The sequence below is a fragment of the Veronia nyctiphanis genome (genome assembly GCF_004116385.1).
Classification (GTDB): Bacteria; Pseudomonadota; Gammaproteobacteria; order Enterobacterales; family Vibrionaceae; genus Veronia; species Veronia nyctiphanis.
Genome location: NZ_PEIB01000021.1, coordinates 24627 through 44050, shown reverse-complemented (window position 1 = coordinate 44050; position 19424 = coordinate 24627). Strand labels below are relative to the sequence as shown.

The window sequence follows — 19424 nt, the reverse complement described above, 5'->3', positions numbered from 1 at the left end:
TGACATAATCTGGTCTGACCAGATTATGAAAAGGAATTTCAATGCGTAAGAATCTGAAAATATACAATCGCCTTTCTCGGTCACCCCTGGGCCGCTGGCTATTTGATTGGGGAGTTTGTTTTATGGCGCCCTATTTCAAAAGTATCAAGCCACGTTTTTTAGAACTCAAACCAGGCAGAGCTGTCATTACGATCAAGAAACGTCGCGCTGTCACTAACCATCTTAAGACAGTACACGCGATTGCAATGTGTAATATGGCTGAGTTGGTTGGCGGAATGGTGACTGACGTATCAGTACCTGATAAAGCGCGGTGGATCCCAACAGGGATGACCGTGAAATACCTGAAAAAAGCAAAGACAGACCTGACTGCTGTTGCTAACGCAGAGAGCGTTGATTGGAGCACTGCTGGCGAGAAGTTGGTAAATGTCGACGTTACGGATACCGACAATAATGTCGTATTTAATGCCGTTATTACCTTTAACGTTCGACATGACTAATAAAGTCATCAGTATGAAAACAATGACGAATCATTTTTCAATTAGCAGTCATCAAAAAAGGGCACCTTTGTGTGCCCTTTGAAAACAATAAAACTATTACCCTTCTCTCTGTTGCGATTTTGATTCGTATTCAACACAGACTTTGACAACATCTTCTGGCGTTAGCGGTGTTTTCACCAATTTACAGTAATACTCATTGTCTGAAATAACACAGTTGTATTGGCAGTTTTCACAAAATCCAAACGGTTTCACCTTTATATTTTTCTCTAAATGAACCAGTAAAGCGTCAACGGCTGATTGCGTTTTATCCGTTGTTTCTTCATCAAGCCCCAGTAACATGACTGAAGAATTATATTCACTGATGATCTGAGCACCCTCTTCTGAAAGGGTAAGTCGACTGATACGCTTATCTGTCTCATCAGGTTGTTTTAATACTAATCCTCTTTTTTCTAGCAACTTGATCGTCTGCGAAACCGAGCCTTTTGTTTGACCAAGGTAATCACACACCGCCATTAACGTGCCAGAAAAACGGTTACAAGAGGCAAGATAGTTCAGTACCTCAAACTGCACAGGTAATAAACCCCATTTGGTTTGAAATGAACGCCTTTCTGCTCTCAATAAATTGCTCAACCTTTCCAGTGTCTGCTGGAGCTTCAATACTTTATCGGTCATAAATCTCTATTGCCGTAGTACTTTTTTGACTATTGATGATTTTAATTGATTTTGAATTTACATCACTGCCAATTTACTCATTTTGCGTCGTGAACATATGCAATTTAACTATGCATCATTTTCTCAACATAATAGTTATGTCTAATACTAGAACACAATTTAACAATTTTGTGTCGATTAAAAACCTTATTGACCTACTTATAAATCCTTACTTAACTATTAAGTATCGAATCGATACTTAATGTTCGTCGGAGGTATGAGCTATGGATATCCCTAAGTTAAGCAAAGCAACAGAACTTGTTACGAGTGAATGGATTAATACCGATGCCCCCCTTTCTATCGGTGCATTACGAGGAAAAGTGGTTGTCATTTATGCATTTCAGATGCTCTGTCCTGCATGCGTGTCACACGGTTTACCACAGATCAAAAAGGTTCAGCAGTTCTGCTCGGAAGCAGACGTACAAGTCATCGGAATACACACAGTGTTTGAACATCACGACGTGATGACTGCCGATGCACTAAAAACATTTGCCTACGAATATAGGCTAACGTTCCCAATAGCGATCGATCAGGCCTCAAATGTAGGCCCCATTCCTGAAACGATGCTCGCATACCGTCTTCAGGGAACACCTAGTTTAGTCATCATCGATAAGGAAGGTTTTGTCAGGTTTCAACACCTTGGGATTGTTGACGATTTACCTTTAGGTAGCTTGATTGGACACCTTGTGGCAGAGCAATCAGATGAAACTGCGATCGCAAACGAATCACCTAGCCCGACGCAAAATGAAACAACTCTCAAGGATGAAAATCTCAGAGAAGTTATATGCAATGATGAACAATGCGAAATAAAACGGTGATTGAGGACAAAAAAAGCCAGCATAGCTGGCTTTTCATTTGTGCTTTAAAACTGAATTATGTGTCCATCTCAGCGATTTTCACTTTCCACGTATCTGGACCAATTTGATGAGCATTTGCCCCTGTCGAGTCAACAGCCACAGTAACCGGCATGTCTTCAACTTCAAATTCGTAAATCGCTTCCATCCCCAAGTCTTCAAACGCCACAACGCGGGATTTCTTGATCGCTTTCGCAACGAGATAAGCGGCACCACCAACAGCCATCAAGTAAACCGCTTTATGCTCTTTGATTGACTGAATAGCAGCATCACCGCGCTCAGCTTTACCAATCATGCCCAACAGACCCGTTTCACCCAACATCATATCGGTGAACTTATCCATACGAGTAGATGTGGTTGGTCCTGCTGGTCCTACAACTTCATTGCCTACGGCGTCAACAGGACCTACGTAGTAGATAAAGCGATTATTGAAGTCTACGCCGTCTGGTAAACCTTCACCATTTTTGAGCATTTCTTGTAAACGTTTGTGCGCAGCATCGCGGCCAGTAAGGATCTTGCCCGACAGTAACACTGTCTCACCCGTTTTCCACTCCAATACATCTTCACGACTCACGTTGTCGAGGTTAACGCGTCGAACATTGTCGCCGACTTCCCATGTCACTTCTGGCCAGTCTTCCAGCTTAGGTGCTTGCAAATCTGCTGGGCCAGTACCATCAAGTGTGAAGTGCACATGACGAGTAGCCGCACAGTTAGGGATCATACAAACTGGCTTCGACGCCGCATGTGTAGGTGCTGTTTTTATTTTTACATCCACCACAGTGGTCAATCCACCAAGGCCCTGCGCGCCAATACCCAGACGGTTAACGCGATTGAAGATATCAAGACGCAACTCTTCCTCGGCATTTTCAGGACCACGCTCAATAAGCTCCTGAATGTCGATATGTTCCATCAGTGATTCTTTCGCCAACACGGCTGCTTTTTCGGCGGTACCACCAATTCCGATACCTAACATTCCTGGCGGACACCAGCCTGCACCCATTGTAGGTAGCGTTTTCTCAACCCATGCAGCAACATCATCTGATGGGTTCAGCATAATCATTTTCGTTTTATTTTCAGAGCCGCCACCTTTCGCCGCGACCTGAATCTCAACCTTGTCACCGGGCACCATATCAATGTGAACCACAGACGGCGTGTTATCGCGTGTATTTTTTCTTTTGCCCGCAGGGTCTGAGACAATTGATGCTCTTAGCGGGTTGTCGGGGTTGTTGTATGCGCGGCGAACACCCTCATCGATCATTTCCTGAACGGTAAGATCACTGTCCCACTGAACGTTCATGCCAATTTTGACGAAACAAGTAACAATACCTGTATCCTGACAAATCGGTCGCTTGCCTTCTGCCGACATGCGGGAGTTAATGAGAATCTGAGCGATAGCATCTTTCGCTGCCTGACTTTGCTCTTTGTTGTAGGCCTTCTCTAACGCTTGTACAAAGTCGAGAGGGTGGTAATAAGAGATGTACTGCAATGCATCAGCTACACTGTCGATGACATCGTCCTTACGAATGACAGTCATAAATGCCTCTTTAATTGTTATGTTCCTGCCCTGAGGGCAGCTTCCAGTCTTTTTCGCGATGGTTTCTCGTTGAGAGACGTTCAACCACTCACATTATGTGTCTTCTAATTGAGTATGGGTCTGAAAGACCATAAGTGTTCTTTTAATACCCCTTCACAGTGTGGGCTGTGAGTGAATTAAATCAGTAAAGCTTCACAATGGTGTCACTTAATACACATCAATGTGCTCTATTGCCTGATTAAAAACCGCCGTTATGATACTCTCACGCCTCACACAGCGCCAACCAGCGCATCAATAGTGATCACAAAAAAAGAAAATGACTGGAATAAACGCCTCAGCAATCACCATTCAGCATCTTGATTATTCGAAAGACGCCGTCACCCGATTCTTCAGCAACATTGCACACCTTCCATGGTCAATGCTCCTGCACTCGGCCGCAGACAATCACCCTGAAAATAGATTTGATATTTTAGTGGCTGACCCGCTCGCAACCATCACCCATACTGACGGCCAAAATCTTATTGCATACGCGGATGGTCAAACAGAGACCAACAGTGACGACCCCTTTTCAGTGCTCAATGATGTGCAGTCGACTCTGCTTCCAAACATCAGTGCCGTTTCACCTTGGCCATTCTTGGGCGGAGCTCTGGGATATTTCGGTTACGATTTGGGTCGACAGGTGGAGTCACTACCCGAAATTGCAGAGCGTGATATTACTTTGCCCGACATGGCTGTTGGCATTTATGACTGGGCATTGATTGCAGATCATCAGGAAGAACAGCTCGTTATTATACAACCAACTGCTCAAGATAGGTTGAAATGGCTGGACAGCCAGTCTCCGAGTTATAGCGGTCAATTTGTATTGAAGCGCGAGTGGCAAGCGAACATGACTCTGAGCAGCTATACGGAGAAATTTGAGCAGGTTCAACGTTATCTTCGCTCAGGAGACTGCTATCAAATCAACCTAGCCCAACGATTCGATGCTCCTTATGAGGGTGATGAATGGGTTGCTTACCAAAAATTAGCCAATAGCAACGGCGCGCCTTTTTCCGGTTTCCTTCGTTTGACTGATGGTACTGCTGTTTTGTCCGTGTCTCCAGAACGTTTTCTGGCACTTGACGATGGAATCATCGAGACCAAACCTATCAAGGGAACACGGCCTCGTCATAAAGATCCAGAGGCCGATAAGTCTGCTGCAACGTGCTTACAAAACGCTGAGAAAGACCGTGCCGAAAACCTGATGATTGTCGATCTATTGCGGAATGACATCGGTAGGGTTGCCGCGCCGGGAAGTGTCTCAGTACCTGATTTATTTTACATTGAGAGCTTTCCCGCTGTTCATCACCTTGTTAGTACAGTGACGGGAAAACTCGCTGACGATAAGCACGGGCTCGATTTATTGAGGGCCTGCTTCCCCGGCGGTTCAATTACTGGTGCACCTAAGGTACGTGCCATGGAAATCATCGAAGAACTGGAGCCTCATCGCCGTAGCGTGTATTGTGGAAGTATTGGTTACTACAGTCGGTGTGGAAGAATGGACACCAGCATAACGATAAGAACGCTGGTATGCCAAAACCAACACATCTATGCTTGGGCTGGCGGTGGAGTGGTCGCTGACAGTAAAGCAAAAGAAGAATACCAAGAGACGCTGGATAAAGTTAGCCGAATTCTTCCCGTTCTCTCTGGTTAGACAGAGCGACTGAGGTGCCAATCTAAAAACAAAAAATAACAAATTTAGAGAGGCGCATATGGATGTAACCTCGCCGACCAGTTTAGGCGCTAACCAAAAAGGCGACGTCGTATTGCCTTTTGAAAAGTATTCAAAATCATGGCTGACGCAGAAATTCTGCCTCAGCCCGTTCCCTCACTACGATCCTAATCTCATCGACCGAGCCAAAGCAGCTACAAAAATGAGAGGCATTAAAGCTTTTGTCCCCGCTGCAGTTATGGTTCCTATTGTTGAAAGAGATGACGAGTTGTTTCTGATCCTCACTCGCCGTGCAAGCCACCTTAAACATCATCCCGGCCAAATCAGCTTCCCTGGAGGAAAGGTTGACCCAGAGGATATCGACGCCTTCTCTACCGCAGTGCGTGAAATGGAAGAAGAAATTGGCGTTACAACCTCAAGGGACGATATGCTGGGTTCACTCCCTGCCTTACCAACCATTACGGGTTACCATGTCACGCCCATTTTATCTTTTGTTGATAGCAGCTATATCGCCTCGATCAATGAACAGGAGGTGGATTGTCTTTTTGAGCTTCCTCTGGGGCTGATACTCGACAAGTCGTCTTGGAACAGCCAACAGATCCGATTCAATGGAAAATCCTACAACATCGACGCAATTCACTTTGAAGGTCACCTGATCTGGGGAGTCACCGCGCAGATACTGCGTGCGTTTATTGCCCAGCTTGGATTCAAATAAATTGTAACGAAGACAATATTTTTTGAATGTCAAACTTCGTTAATTGACTTTGATCACTTTTATTGTATTAAGTTCGATATATTTTTTCATTTTTTGCATATTGCCGTGGATTTACTCTCAAAAATAGTGAGAATGCAGCTCGTCCCAAACGAACTGACACGGCATAGCCGCGATAAGAATACGCTAATGCAAAAAATATCGACTTCTGCAGCAAGAAAACAAGCAGACCAAATGACTTGGTCCGCTAAAGATACAACATGGACGCTTTCTCTTTTTGGTACCGCAGTCGGCGCGGGCATTTTATTCCTGCCTATCAACGCTGGCATGAATGGTTTTTGGCCACTGGTTGCAATGACCTTACTCGTTGGCCCAATGACATTTTTCGCACACCGTGGCCTAGCCCGTTTTGTACTTTCTTCTAAGAAGCCTGGTAGCGATATTACTGAAGTCGTTGAAGAGCATTTTGGCGTGACTGCAGGTAAGCTGATTACCCTGCTCTACTTCTTTGCCATTTATCCCATCGTATTAATTTACGGCGTTGGTATCACCAATACCGTGGACTCGTTTATGGTCAACCAGCTAGGCATGGAGTCATTGCCTCGCGGTTTACTGTCTATCCTTCTTATCCTATCGATGATGGCGATTATGATCGCGGGTGAACAGATGATGCTGAAAGTGACTCAGTTTCTTGTTTACCCACTGGTTGGTATTTTGTTGTCGATGTCGCTTTACCTGATCCCAGACTGGAATCTCTCTGCACTGCAAGAAATTCCGTCAGCGGGTGATTTCCTGTCAACACTTTGGATTTCAATCCCAGTACTCGTGTTCGCGTTTAACCACAGCCCGGCTATTTCGGCATTCTCGATGGCACAGCACCGTGATTATGGCGACCATGCAGAAGAAAAAGCGACAGCAATTCTAAAACGTGCATCTGGCATGCTGCTGGGGTTCGTTATGCTGTTTGTTTTCTCATGCGTCCTCAGCCTGACACCTGCTGATCTTGCACTGGCAAAAGAACAAAACATCGCGATTCTTTCATACTTAGCAAACAAGCACGAAAGCCCATTTATCTCGTATCTTGGTCCTTTGGTTGCCTTCATTGCTATCGTGTCTTCTTTCTTCGGACACTACCTTGGCGCGCGTGAAGGCCTTAATGGTCTGATTGTTAAGCAGCTTCGTGGTCGCAACAAGTCTGTCGATATGAAAAAGATCGACAAGTTCACCGTCGTGTTCATGATCCTGACAATCTGGGCGGTAGCGACGATTAACCCAAGTATTCTCGGCCTCATCGAATCTCTTGGTGGACCGATCATTGCAACCATCTTGTTCATTATGCCGATGTACGCGGTGGAGAAAGTCCCCGCTATGCAAAAGTACGCTGGACGCCTGAGCAATGTGTTTGTGGCAATCATGGGTACTGTTGCCATCTCAGCGATTGTTTACAGTTTCGTGAACTAAGAAATCATGTAGAATACTCGTCCCTATTGGAGCAAGGCTGTATGCCTTGCTCTTTTTAGTCTGGCGATTCACTCAGCCAGCGCGTATTACCTCCATGGATGGAAAAAGAAAGAAAATAAATTCCTGATGTACGTGGCGTCTCCACGGACATCGACTGAGGTATAAAAATGATCAGTGTATTTGATATCTACAAAATTGGTGTCGGCCCATCAAGCTCTCACACCGTAGGCCCAATGAAAGCCGGTAAGTCATTTATCGATGACCTGCGTGATATGGGCAAGCTTGAAGACATCACGAGAATCACCGTTGACGTTTACGGCTCATTGTCTCTCACAGGTAAAGGGCACCACACAGATATCGCTATCATTATGGGCTTGGCGGGTAACAGCCCGGAGCACGTGGATATCGACAGCATTCCGGGTTTTATCAAACGCGTCGAAGAAACCGAACGTTTGCCCGTTGGTATCGACGGTCATATCGTTGATTTCCCGCGTGAAGGTGGAATGAATTTCCACAAAACCAATCTGTCTTTGCACGAAAACGGAATGCAGATTCATGCATGGAACAACGCAGATATTGCTTATAGCAAGACATATTATTCCATCGGCGGCGGTTTTATTGTCGACGAGGAGAACTTCGGTAAAGACGATCAAGGCAACGTTGACGTACCTTACGCCTTTACTAATGCTGAAACATTGCTTGCACAGTGCAAAGACACAGGTCTGTCTATCAGTGCGCTGGTGATGGAAAACATGCGAGCAATGCACTCTGAAGACGAGATTCAATCGTATTTTGCCAGTATTTGGAAAACCATGCGTGAGTGCCTCGAGCGCGGCATGAGCAAAGAAGGTGTGCTTCCAGGCCCGCTTCGTGTTCCGCGACGCGCTGCCGTGCTTAAGCAGCAATTAGCCACCACTGAGAAAAACGATGCTGACCCAATGGCAGTTGTTGATTGGGTAAACATGTTTGCTTTTGCCGTGAACGAAGAAAACGCGGCGGGTGGCCGTGTCGTGACAGCTCCAACAAACGGTGCCTGTGGAATTATTCCTGCTGTTCTGGCCTATTACGACAAGTTTATTCAGCCAGTGAGCCCTCAAGACTACACTCGATATTTTGCTGCCTCTGGTGCCATCGGTGGTCTCTACAAGCGCAACGCATCAATCTCAGGCGCAGAGGTAGGTTGTCAGGGTGAAGTTGGCGTAGCGTGTTCTATGGCAGCGGCGGGACTTGCAGAGCTTATGGGTGGCAGCCCACAACAGGTGTGTATGGCCGCGGAAATTGGTATGGAACACAATCTTGGTTTGACATGTGACCCAGTTGCCGGCCAAGTACAGGTGCCTTGTATCGAACGAAATGGTATTGCCGCCGTGAAAGCCATTAACTCATCCCGAATGGCCCTGCGCCGTTCCTCTGACCCACGCGTGTCTCTCGATAAAGTTATCGAGACCATGCTGGAAACAGGCAAAGACATGAACGCAAAATACCGTGAAACCTCACAAGGTGGACTGGCAATCAAAGTGCTTTGCTGAATACTACCTCGCATAAAAAAGCCGCTCTATGCGGCTTTTTTTTATTGTTCTCTCGTCTTACGTATCGCAGATACTTAAATGCATCAGCTAATTAGCAAGATACCCAACGTTTGCGTGTAATAGACATCTAGTTTGAGAGGCTTGGCATCCCAGCTGTTAGAACAGACCTCATCATCAAAACCTGATTCATTAAGTAGCAAAGTGATACCTTCAACTTATTAATATTTAAAAATACTCGAGACAAACGGAGGCAGCTATGCAGATTGGTAAGATAAATAGCAGGATATATTGGACAATATTCGAGTAATAATTTAGATACAAAAAAGCCAGCGCGATGGCTGGCTTTTCGCGGCTATTTTCGAGGTAATTAGGCCGTTTGTGCTTGCAAGGTTTGTTGCTTTTCACCGACCGGTAAAATCGTACGGCCATATTCTTCATTAAGCACTTGAGCCATTGCAAAATAGATAGCACTGGCACCACAGATAATGCCTTCAAGGCCTGCAATTGTGCCAATGAAAGCACTGCCAGTAAAGTCACGTGCAGCAAGCAGGAAGAACAGCACAGTCAGGCTGCCGAAAACAAACTGCTTCGCAAAACAGTAGCGCAGTGAGCCAACAAACATGAATGCAGTGAAGATACCCCACATAGTCAGATACCAACCCATAAAGCCTGCCGGGCTGGCAGCAGCCAGACCCATTTTCGGCATCACAATCAAACCAACCAGCGTCAGCCAAAACAGACCGTATGACGTAAATGCAGTAGTACCGAAGGTATTTCCCTTTTTGAACTCCATGATACCGACGATAATCTGGGCCAGACCACCATAGAAGATACCCATCGCAAGGATCATTGAATCAATAGGAAAGAAGCCAGCGTTGTGTATGTTCAGTAGAACGGTCGTCATACCGAAGCCCATAAGGCCCAAAGGTGCAGGGTTTGCCAGTTTGGTTGACATAGATGTAACTCACCACAAAAATTGAGAATAGAAATTTTAGGGCGCGAATTATTGCTCAAAAATGTGATTCATTAAACACTTTTTTACTCTATCAACGACAAAATTGATTAAATCGGTGTTTTTCCACTCTACTGCCAAATAAAAACACCGATAACATACCTCAGCGTTTCATATACCTTTACTTTGCAGGAAATCTCTCATGAAAGGGCGCGCTTCTTTATCCAATGTTGCCGTGATTTGCTCTGTCCAACTCATCGACTTGTTACCGCCAGTACGGGTCTCATAATATTCGCGTACATGACTGTCATAAGCCGCAAGAGCTTCTTGGTCGATATTTTGGTATTCATCCTGATGGACAACCAGTGACGCTGGCAATCGCGGCTTGATTTCCGGGTCCTGATCCGGATGACCAAGACACATACCGAACACCGCATATACCTGTTGCGGCAGATTGAGTAATTTACATACCTTGTCAGGATTATTTCTGAGCCCGCCAATATACACTCCACCCAGCCCCATAGACTCAGCAGCCAGCAAAGCATTTTGCGCCATAATGGCAGTATCGACTGCCCCAATGAGTGTTTGTTCGGCAAAGCTACTTTGGCATCCGGTTTAATCTGTGTGTGGCGATTAAAATCAGAGCACCATACTAAAAACTCCGCACAGCTCTCAACATAGGCCTGGTTACCCGCATATTCCGCTAAGAGCTTTCTCTTTTCAGGATCACTGATCCTAATGACACTCACGCATTGTATAAAGCTTGAACTTGAAGCAGCACGAGCCGCATGCAAGATTGCATTGAGTTGTTCTTGGCTTATTGATTGATCAGTGAATTTGCGGATTGAGCGATGCGATAGAATGGTATCAATGGTCTGATTCATAAATATCCTTTTACTAAAAGTGGTATGACTCTACTTTGCACAGACTCATGACCAAAAGACCTATGAGATTCATGCTAATACAAATGTACAGTGTGATAAATCCAAACCCGATAAATAAAAGACATAATGCTCAATGAGTATCCAATAGGTTTTTCCGATTAATTCAATCTGTATAATCAACTTTACCGCAGCACAGCTTTTCATGCATAGTTGGGAAAACTTCTAAGGAGCAAATGATGTTTGTAGTTATTTTTGGTCGTCCAGGTTGTCCTTTCTGTGTCCGTGCTAAGGATTTGGCAGAGTCACTGAAAGAAAGTCGTGAAGGTTTCAACTTCCGTTATGTGGATATCCACGCGGAAGGCATTTCAAAAGCTGACCTTGAGAAAACCGTCGGCAAACCTGTAGAAACCGTACCTCAGATTTTCGTTGATCAAGACCACGTCGGTGGATTTACCGATTTCGAAGCGTATGCGAAAGAAAACCTTGGTTTATATCAAGAATAAGTCTCAGGCTTTCCTACTATTCGCCAAAGCCAGCTACCAAGCTGGCTTTTTTATATCTGACATTCACCTTTCTTCAGTCCGCTTCAAGCCGCCTGAAACACAAGAAAGCTTGACCAACATAAAAAGTTATATGTGAGTCGCATTTTTACATTACATATCGCGGGAAAACAGTATAATTGACGGCCATTTCCTCCTCAGCTCGAACCGGACCCGCTTGCTGTGAACATAGATGTTGCATCACTTCTCCACCAACAAGATATTCTCCTTCTTTTTGTCGTCCTCGCCATTGGGCTTACTCTCGGTAAAATTCGTCTCGGCACCTTTCAGTTTGGTAACGCAATTGGCGTTTTGCTGACAGCGTTGGCATTCGGTCATGCGGGTTACACCTTCGGACCGGAAGCGCTTAATATCGGATTCATGCTGTTTATATTTTGCGTTGGTATAGAGGCAGGACCGAACTTCTTCGGCATCTTTTTTCGGGATGGCAAGTCGTATCTGATATTGGCAATGACTGTCTTAATTTCGTCGATCACATTAACCCTCAGCCTTCAATACCTCTTTGGTTTCAGCAACAGCATCGCGACTGGCATGATGCTGGGTCAATGACCGCAACGCCTGTTCTTGTTGGTGCAAAAGATGCTCTGAAGTCTGGCCTTTCAGGCAATGACCTATCAGCGGATGCAATCGCCAGCATGATAGATAATCTAAGCGTCGGCTACGCAATGGCTTATTTGGTCGGGCTTGTGAGTTTGATTTTGCTTGCCAAGTTAATGCCGAGATTACAAAAAGAAAACCTCGAGGATTCGGCGCAGCAAATAGCGAAAGAGCGCGGCCTAGGCTCGAGCAGCCAAAGAAAAGTGTATCTCCCCATCATCCGGGCTTACAGAGTCGGGCCAGAACTCATCAACTGGATCGATGGCCGAAATCTGAGAGAGCTGGGTATTTATCGCCAAACAGGTTGCTATATCGAAAGAGTGCGCCGTAACGGTATTCTTGCGAACCCAGATGCGATGCCATTTTGCAGGAAGGTGATGAGATAGCGCTTTTGGGGTACCCCGACAGCCACGCTCGTCTCGACCCGAGTTTCAGGAACGGCAAAGAGGTGTTTGATCGGGATTTACTCGACTTGCGGATCACCGAAGAAGAAATCGTAGTCAAAAACGACAGCATCATAGGCAAACGTCTTTCAGATCTTAACTTATCTGAATATGGCTGTTTTCTTAACCGTGTAGTCCGCGCCCAAATCGAAATGCCGATGGACCACAACATTATGCTGGCCAAAGGCGATGTATTGCAGGTAAGTGGCGAGAAAAGTCGGGTAATGGGGCTGTCAGAGCGTATCGGCTTTATATCGGTACACAGCCAGATGTCAGACTTACTCGCGTTCTGTTCCTTCTTCATTCTTGGTCTGATTTTCGGTTTGATTACCATGTCATTTGGTCACGTGACCTTTGGACTTGGCAGTGCCTCAGGGTTATTGTTGGCGGGTATCATGTTGGGCTTTTTGCGGGCAAACCACCCTACCTTTGGCTATGTGCCGCAAGGCGCGATAAACATGGCGAAGGAATTGGGCTGATGACATTTATGGTCGGTATTGGCCTAAGTGCTGGCGGCAATATGCTTGAATCACTCCAAGAGATGGGTCTAGAAATCATGTTCTGCGCGACGGTTGTGAGCCTGTTGCCAGTCATTCTGGCTTACTTGGTCGGGGCTTACCTGCTTAAAATGAACCGAGCCCTTCTATTCGGTGCCATTATTGGTGCCCGAACCTGTGCCCCGGCAATGGATATGATTAACGAGCACGCCAGAAGCACCATTCCTGCACTCGGCTACGCAGGCACCTACGCCATCGCCAATGTACTATTGACATTGGCAGGTACATTGATGGTTATTTTAACATGAAGAAGATTGACGGCTGCCTCTCTCGGCATCGTCATCTTGTGAATCCATTAAAACGAGACAATAAAAAGCCGGGCATGCCCGGCTTTTTTTCTTCAACGAGTAAGATCAGTCAGCAAGCAAATCATCTTTTGCGGCCAACAGATATTGATACATGGACCAGTAGGTTAATGCAGTGGCGATATAAAGTGCGAAATACCCAATCGCAATAATGTATGAGTGAGGGCGCCATAGCAGCATGGTCAACGCAAACATTTGCGCCGCCGTTTTGAATTTTCCCACCCACGAAACGGCAACACTCGCCCGCTTGCCAAGCTCTGCCATCCATTCCCTGAGGGCCGAGATAATGACTTCCCGTGCGATCATCGTCGCCGCAGGAATCGTTATCCATACACTGTTGTAGTGCTCAGCAATCAACACCAGCGCAATAGCTACCATCACCTTATCAGCAACAGGATCAAGAAATGCTCCGAAGCGTGTCGTCTGGTTGAGTGTTCTTGCAAGGTAACCGTCAAGCCAGTCAGTGAAGCCAGCAATGACGAAAACGAGCGCGGCAAAGAAGGCTGACCAGGAAAATGGGAGGTAAAACGCGACAACAAAAACCGGGATTAATGCAATGCGTATCAGGGTTAAAATCGTTGGTATGTTAAGTCGCATATTTCTTTATATTTTATGGGCTACTGGGCTATGGTGCCGCAACGACACTATTGTTGCAATGAAGAATGAATTTTCTCCGCCAAAACCCGGCTAATTCCCGGCACTTTGGCGATTTCTTCAACACTTGCTCGTTTTAATTCCTGTATTCCGCCCATATATTTGAGCAGAGCTTGTCTTCTTTTAGGACCAACGCCTTCGATTTCTTGCAAAACACTCGATTTGCGCACTTTTGCACGCTGCGCCCTGTGGCCAGCAATCGCATGATTGTGACTCTCATCGCGAATATGCTGGATGAGATGTAGTGCTGGTGCGTCAGAAGGTAAAGAGAACTCTTCACCGCTTACTTTAATGAGTGTTTCCAGCCCGGGTTTACGTGTGACCCCTTTCGCGACACCCAGCATTAGAGGGTGTTTAGGCCATGAATCCATGAAAGGCTTTACAACCTGCCATGCTCGGTTTAACTGCCCTTTACCGCCATCTATCAAAATAATGTCAGGGATTTTCTCAGGATCCATTTGTTTGCTGTATCGCCGTTCCAACACCTGTGCCATGGCCGCATAATCATCGCCACCTGTAATGCCAGTAATATTGTAACGTCGATACTCTTGCTTCATCGGTCCATCTTGGCCAAAGACCACGCATGATGCGACCGTTTGCTCACCCATTGTATGGCTAATGTCAAAGCATTCCATCCGCTTAATCGGCTCCAAAGACAAGGTTTCTGACAGTGCCTGAAAGCGGTTATGGATGGTCATTTTGTGGTTAATTTTGCTGGTTAATGCGGTAGCTGCATTAGTTTGTGCCAGCTTAAGGAATCTGGCTCGCGCCCCTCTGGGCTTGCTTTGTAGTGTAACCTTGCGCCCGGCAATTTCAGTGAGTGCTTGAGTGAGAACCTGTAACTCTTCGCCGAGATCGAGACCAACGAGAATACTTGCTGGAATTGTTCGCCCTTCGGCCTGTTTGAGATAAAACTGACCAAGGAAACTCGCAACAACTTCCTCAGCTTCTGTATTGGCTGGCATTTTGGGGAAGTAACTTCGGCTGCCAAGAATTTTACCCTGACGCAAAAAGAGTACGTGGATACAAGCAACGCCATTTTCAATCGAGACACCAATGGCATCGAGGTCGTCCTCACTGTCTTGTGAGACGAATTGTTGTTCCTGAACACGTCGAAGCGCCTGAATTTGGTCTCGATGTTCTGCCGCTTTCTCAAATTCTAGGTTGTTACTGGCAACTTCCATTTTTTCAACCAGTGAAGAAATAACCTGTCTGTCTTTACCTTGCAAAAACAGACGGGTGAAGTCCACCAGCTCCTTATAATCCTCTTCAGATATAATTCCCTCAACACAAGGCCCGGAGCAACGCCCGATTTGGTACATCAAGCATGGGCGTGTGCGGTTTGCATATACCGAATCTTCGCACTGACGAACAGGGAAAATTTTCTGAAGCAAGTAGAGGCTTTGACGCACAGACCCTGCATCAGGAAAAGGGCCGAAATACTCACCCTTTCGTCTTTTTGCGCCGCGGTGCGTTGACAGTCTGGGATGCTGATGAGCGCTGAGAAAAATATAGGGATACGATTTGTCGTCTCGCAACAAAACGTTATATCGGGGAAGATGTTTCTTAATGAGATTGTGTTCAAGAATGAGTGCTTCTGTTTCGCTATGCGTCACAGTGAACTCAACATTGGCGATGGCTTTCACCAAAGCTTTGGTTTTTTCTCCCGATACATTTTTTCTGAAGTAGCTAGAAAGGCGCTTTTTCAGCGCCTTAGCCTTACCGACATAAATTATCTCGCCATCGGCATCCATCATACGGTAGACACCGGGGCTTTCTGGGACTGTCTTTAAAAAACTTTTAGCGTCAAACACGTGCTTTCTGGCTGTTGTCACAGAGTTTCTGTATCCAGAATTCCATGCCTTATTGCAAGGTGAGTCAATTCAACATCTCCGCTGATGCCTAGTTTATTAAACAGGCGATAACGGTAGCTGTTGACTGTTTTCGGGCTTAAATTGAGCTGCTCCGATATATCAGTCACTTTTTGACCTTTAGTAATCATCATCATGATCTGCAATTCTCGCTCAGACAACTCCTTAAACGGATTCTCTGAGGCGGATGAAAACTGACTAAGTGCCATTTGTTGTGCTATTTCCGGTGATATATATCTTTGCCCACTATTAACAGCACGAATTGCCTGAACCATTTCATCAGCACCCGCTCCTTTCGTTAAGTAGCCCGCAGCTCCTGCTTGCATGACTTTGGTCGGAAACGGATTCTCTGTGTGTATTGTTAAGACAATAATTTTTACATCCGGGTTATACCGCAGCATCTTTTTGGTCGCTTCCAAGCCACCAATACCGGGCATATTCATATCCATTAAGATAATGTCAGCATTTGAACTCCGACACCACTTAACTGCTTCTTCACCGCTTTCGGCTTCCCCTACCACTTTTATTCCACGGGCGTCTTCGAGAAGGCGCCGTATCCCTGTGCGAACCAGCTCGTGATCATCTACAAGGAAAACACTAATCAAGCTTGTTTCTCCACTATGATAATGGCTCAGCACATCACTATTGATGGCCAGATTCACTCCAGCATCTTACTTGAGTTTAACTCAACAATAAAAGGCCGGACAGCAGCATTGTGTGGTCAACTGCAACTTTTAGTCGTTGCTGAACGCAATTAGTTCAACCTTAATGATATTTTCTTCATTATGAAGATGAATTTATAATCAATGCGCTATTGCCATATATAATTTTATGTCACAGTGCTCAATGAAGAGATAGTTCAACTCTGAGAAAGATATACTATTTGCTCACAAACGAAAAAATAATCGATAACACGCTAAATTGTCCGTTAAATAAAAGTTATTAACCCGCCCTCAGGATGTCGAAATATGAAGATAGGAATTCTGCTTTGCGATGAGCATCATCCAGATTCACTCGATGAATTCGGAACCTACGACAACGATTTTATTGCTATGCTCGGCGAGGATCACTTTTCAGAATTCAAAGTGTGGCGTTGTTACTTGGGGGAATTCCCTTCATCGGTTTTTGATTGCGATGGTTGGGTATTCAGCGGCAGCAAAACCAGTGTTTATGAACTCGAAAGCTGGATCGATGATACGTGCGACTTCATTGTAGAAGCCGATAGGCAAAAACGTTCTATGCTGGGCATTTGTTTTGGCCATCAAATTATTCATATGGCGTTGGGCGGCGATGTGAAAAAATCTGACAAAGGCTGGGGTGTGGGTGTAAAGCTGTTTTCTGTGCTCGAAGAATATCCACCACTTCGAAAAGACCAGCACATCTCATTAATCGTTGTTCATCAGGATCAGGTTCTGCGAAAAGCCAACGGATTCAAACTCATCGCAGGGTCAGGCTTTTGTCCCAATGCGATTACTGCAAAGGGTGACCATATCCTCACATTTCAGCCTCATCCCGAGTTCACCTCACCCTTCTTCCGGCAACTGGCTGAAAGACTTCGGCAGAAAGCTGATAGTACACTGGTAGATCTTGCTCTTGCTTCTCTAGATAAGTGTGGTGAGGGAGATAGACCGCTAGCAATCTCAATGATTCAAGATTTTTTCTTGAGGCATAAAATTTCTTGAAGCAAAAATAAAAAAGCCCGCACAAGCGGGCTTTTTAACTATTTCACTTTAATTAATAGGTGCGCCAGCAGCTGCCCAATCGCCAATAATGCCCCGCTCCTCATCTGTCATTTGCGTCAGATTACCGAGAGGCATGATTTTGGAGGTCACAGATTGTGCCACAATTCTCGCCACGTCATTTTTCATTTGTTCAGGCGTATCTAACATCACACCGCCCGGTGCCGATGCAAAAGATGGATGTGTCGGTGCTGCTGCATGACAGACCGTACAACGCTCCAAAATGATCGACTGAACCTGTTCAAAAGACACTTTTGGCGCAGCGGCCACAACATTCACGCCATGACTGTGATCATGCGCTACCGGAACAGGTGCCCCTGTTTTCGGTGCTGACACATAAGCCAGACACATAATACCCAGCGCCGCTGTCGGTAACGTCCACGCATACTTTTGGCTACCATGACGCGTATTGAAATAATGCCTTACCAACACACTTAGCGCCGCTAGGACAGCTAAGATAAGCCAGTTATATTCCGAACCGTAAGTGCTCGGAAAGTGGTTACTAATCATGATGAACAGTACAGGCAGTGTCAGGTAGTTGTTGTGACGAGAACGTAAGAGCGCCTTCGCGGGAAGATGTGGGTCTGGCTCAGTGTTGTTCTCGATGGCTTTCACCAGCGAACGTTGACCCGGCATGATCACGAAGAATACGTTTCCGACCATGATGGTACCAATGATTGCGCCTACGTGAATGTACGCGCCACGGCCACTGAATACCAAGCTGAGTGCCCATGCTGCAAATACCAACCCTGCGAACAACAATACGCCTAAAAGCGCAGGTTGTTTGCCCAGCGCTGAATCGCAGGCAAAGTGATAAATAAACCAGCCAGCGATCAACGACGCAATACCAATTCCAACACCCGCGGAAGGCGTTATATCTCCACCCGGTTTGACGAGGTACAAATCAGCGTTTAGGTAAAAAATGACAAACAACAACCCCATACCTGTTATCCAGGTGAAGTACGCTTCCCACTTAAACCAGTGGAGGTTGTCGGGCATTTTAGGAGGTGCCAGTTTGTACTTTTCAAGGTGATAAATACCGCCGCCATGTATCGCCCAGAGATCGCCCGAAAGGCCGTCTCTTGGGTTGGCACGATTTAGATTATTTTCAAGCCAAACAAAATAGAACGACGCACCGATCCATGCGATACCCGTTATCATGTGTACCCAACGAATGGCCAAATTTAACCATTCAAAAAATACTGCTTCCATAGCAATTGTCCTCTTGAATGATCCCCGAAAACGTTCTGCACTCATCGGGAATCTAATTCTATGATTCTTATATTAAAACTGTGGTGAAAGAATCATCGGTTCTTTGTTTTGGAATTCAAATTCGTCACAGTTCTCACCCTCTCCGGAGCGGTCAACAACGAGAAACTGTTCATTATCGTTGAGCACTAACGCCGGGTGATGCCACACTCCCTGACGATAGTTTATGCCCTGCTTTCCGTTCGTTCTGAACGCGCAGATATTGGAAATACTTGGTTCCTCTCCTGCCGGCGCCACCACAACCAAAAACGGCGTTTTCTGAAGTGGCATAAATGCCTGCGAGCCTTTTGGATGACGTTCCATCAACTGGACTTCCAGAGGGTAGTCGTAAGGGTTCGCTGTAAAGATGCTAATGATTACTTCACCTTTTTCGTCGACATCTGTGGTTGCCAATTTATGGTATCTACGTGCAAAACCGGAGTTAATCTCAAAGTAGTCCCTGCCTTCTATTTCAATCACGTCACCAAAGGGCGCGAACGCTTCTTTTGTTAACGGCTGAATGTTTAAGGCATGCTTCTGTTCAGACATTTGATATTCCTCAACAACATTATTTAGCCTCGTCAGTCATAGCGACAAACAGGCCTCCG

The 19424-nt window shown here is 45.8% G+C and carries 16 protein-coding genes and 2 pseudogenes; 9 read left to right on the top strand and 9 right to left on the bottom strand.

The genetic code is table 11. The annotated features are described in order from the left end of the window. Positions 1–41 precede the first annotated feature (41 nt). Positions 42–497: a hotdog fold domain-containing protein gene (locus CS022_RS15740; protein ID WP_129123095.1), complete on the top strand. Its 456-nt coding sequence runs from the start codon at positions 42–44 to the stop codon at positions 495–497. Between the two features lie 96 nt (positions 498–593). On the opposite strand, the gene CS022_RS15735 is transcribed toward CS022_RS15740, so the two are convergent. Further along, positions 594–1169, bottom strand: coding sequence for a MarR family winged helix-turn-helix transcriptional regulator (locus CS022_RS15735; RefSeq protein ID WP_129123094.1), 576 nt, complete (start codon positions 1167–1169; stop codon positions 594–596). Positions 1170–1432: 263 nt separating this feature from the next. Here CS022_RS15735 and CS022_RS15730 point away from each other — a divergent pair, with 263 nt between their 5' ends. Next, positions 1433–2026 carry a redoxin family protein gene (locus CS022_RS15730; protein ID WP_129123093.1) on the top strand — a complete coding sequence of 198 codons (594 nt, stop codon included), beginning with the start codon at positions 1433–1435 and terminating at the stop codon, positions 2024–2026. A gap of 55 nt (positions 2027–2081) precedes the next feature. On the opposite strand, the gene CS022_RS15725 is transcribed toward CS022_RS15730, so the two are convergent. Next, positions 2082–3596 carry a fumarate hydratase gene (locus CS022_RS15725; RefSeq protein WP_129123092.1) on the bottom strand — a complete coding sequence of 505 codons (1515 nt, stop codon included), beginning with the start codon at positions 3594–3596 and terminating at the stop codon, positions 2082–2084. A 316-nt stretch (positions 3597–3912) separates the two neighbouring features. Between CS022_RS15725 and pabB the strand changes: the two genes are divergently transcribed. The 4 genes from pabB to CS022_RS15705 all read left to right on the top strand — a co-directional run bounded on the left by pabB (position 3913) and on the right by CS022_RS15705 (position 9006). Further along, positions 3913–5286 (top strand): aminodeoxychorismate synthase component 1, encoded by a 1374-nt coding sequence (gene pabB, locus CS022_RS15720; protein ID WP_129123091.1) that lies wholly within the window; start codon positions 3913–3915, stop codon positions 5284–5286. Positions 5287–5344: 58 nt separating this feature from the next. Further along, the gene (locus tag CS022_RS15715) at positions 5345–6019 is read left to right on the top strand and encodes a CoA pyrophosphatase (protein WP_235869553.1); all 675 of its coding nucleotides are present in this window, start codon (positions 5345–5347) and stop codon (positions 6017–6019) included. Positions 6020–6205: 186 nt separating this feature from the next. Continuing rightward, a complete protein-coding gene (locus tag CS022_RS15710; RefSeq protein ID WP_129123090.1) occupies positions 6206–7477 on the top strand; it encodes a serine/threonine transporter in 1272 nt (423 codons plus the stop codon). A gap of 167 nt (positions 7478–7644) precedes the next feature. Next, positions 7645–9006: an L-serine ammonia-lyase gene (locus tag CS022_RS15705; RefSeq protein ID WP_129123089.1), complete on the top strand. Its 1362-nt coding sequence runs from the start codon at positions 7645–7647 to the stop codon at positions 9004–9006. Between the two features lie 367 nt (positions 9007–9373). Here the strand turns inward: CS022_RS15705 and CS022_RS15700 are convergent, their stop codons facing one another. After that, positions 9374–9961, bottom strand: coding sequence for an acetate uptake transporter (locus CS022_RS15700; RefSeq protein ID WP_129123088.1), 588 nt, complete (start codon positions 9959–9961; stop codon positions 9374–9376). Between the two features lie 168 nt (positions 9962–10129). Continuing rightward, positions 10130–10842, bottom strand: a pseudogene (nfsA, locus tag CS022_RS15695) (oxygen-insensitive NADPH nitroreductase). 236 nt (positions 10843–11078) lie between these two features. Here nfsA and CS022_RS15690 point away from each other — a divergent pair. Beyond that, the gene (locus tag CS022_RS15690) at positions 11079–11345 is read left to right on the top strand and encodes a GrxA family glutaredoxin (protein WP_129123087.1); all 267 of its coding nucleotides are present in this window, start codon (positions 11079–11081) and stop codon (positions 11343–11345) included. 219 nt (positions 11346–11564) lie between these two features. After that, positions 11565–13247: pseudogene (locus tag CS022_RS28180) on the top strand (aspartate:alanine antiporter). A 105-nt stretch (positions 13248–13352) separates the two neighbouring features. Here CS022_RS28180 and pgsA read toward each other — a convergent pair. Genes pgsA through uvrY form a run of 3 tightly spaced genes read right to left on the bottom strand, consistent with a single transcriptional unit; the run spans position 13353 to position 16434 of the window. Then, positions 13353–13901, bottom strand: a complete 549-nt coding sequence (pgsA, locus tag CS022_RS15680; RefSeq protein ID WP_129123086.1) for a CDP-diacylglycerol--glycerol-3-phosphate 3-phosphatidyltransferase — start codon at positions 13899–13901, stop codon at positions 13353–13355. A 47-nt stretch (positions 13902–13948) separates the two neighbouring features. After that, on the bottom strand, positions 13949–15772 hold the full coding sequence (uvrC, locus tag CS022_RS15675) for an excinuclease ABC subunit UvrC (RefSeq protein WP_129123113.1): 1824 nt from the start codon (positions 15770–15772) through the stop codon (positions 13949–13951). Between the two features lie 17 nt (positions 15773–15789). Beyond that, positions 15790–16434 carry a UvrY/SirA/GacA family response regulator transcription factor gene (gene uvrY, locus CS022_RS15670; protein WP_129123112.1) on the bottom strand — a complete coding sequence of 215 codons (645 nt, stop codon included), beginning with the start codon at positions 16432–16434 and terminating at the stop codon, positions 15790–15792. A gap of 363 nt (positions 16435–16797) precedes the next feature. On the opposite strand from uvrY, the gene CS022_RS15665 reads away from it, so the two are divergent. Then, complete coding sequence (locus CS022_RS15665; protein WP_129123085.1) at positions 16798–17511, top strand: type 1 glutamine amidotransferase; 714 nt, start codon at positions 16798–16800, stop codon at positions 17509–17511. Between the two features lie 48 nt (positions 17512–17559). Here CS022_RS15665 and CS022_RS15660 read toward each other — a convergent pair whose 3' ends face one another. Further along, on the bottom strand, positions 17560–18780 hold the full coding sequence (locus tag CS022_RS15660; protein ID WP_129123084.1) for a urate hydroxylase PuuD: 1221 nt from the start codon (positions 18778–18780) through the stop codon (positions 17560–17562). Positions 18781–18852: 72 nt separating this feature from the next. Beyond that, positions 18853–19365 carry an ureidoglycolate lyase gene (locus CS022_RS15655; RefSeq protein WP_129123083.1) on the bottom strand — a complete coding sequence of 171 codons (513 nt, stop codon included), beginning with the start codon at positions 19363–19365 and terminating at the stop codon, positions 18853–18855. Between the last annotated feature and the right edge of the window lie 59 nt (positions 19366–19424).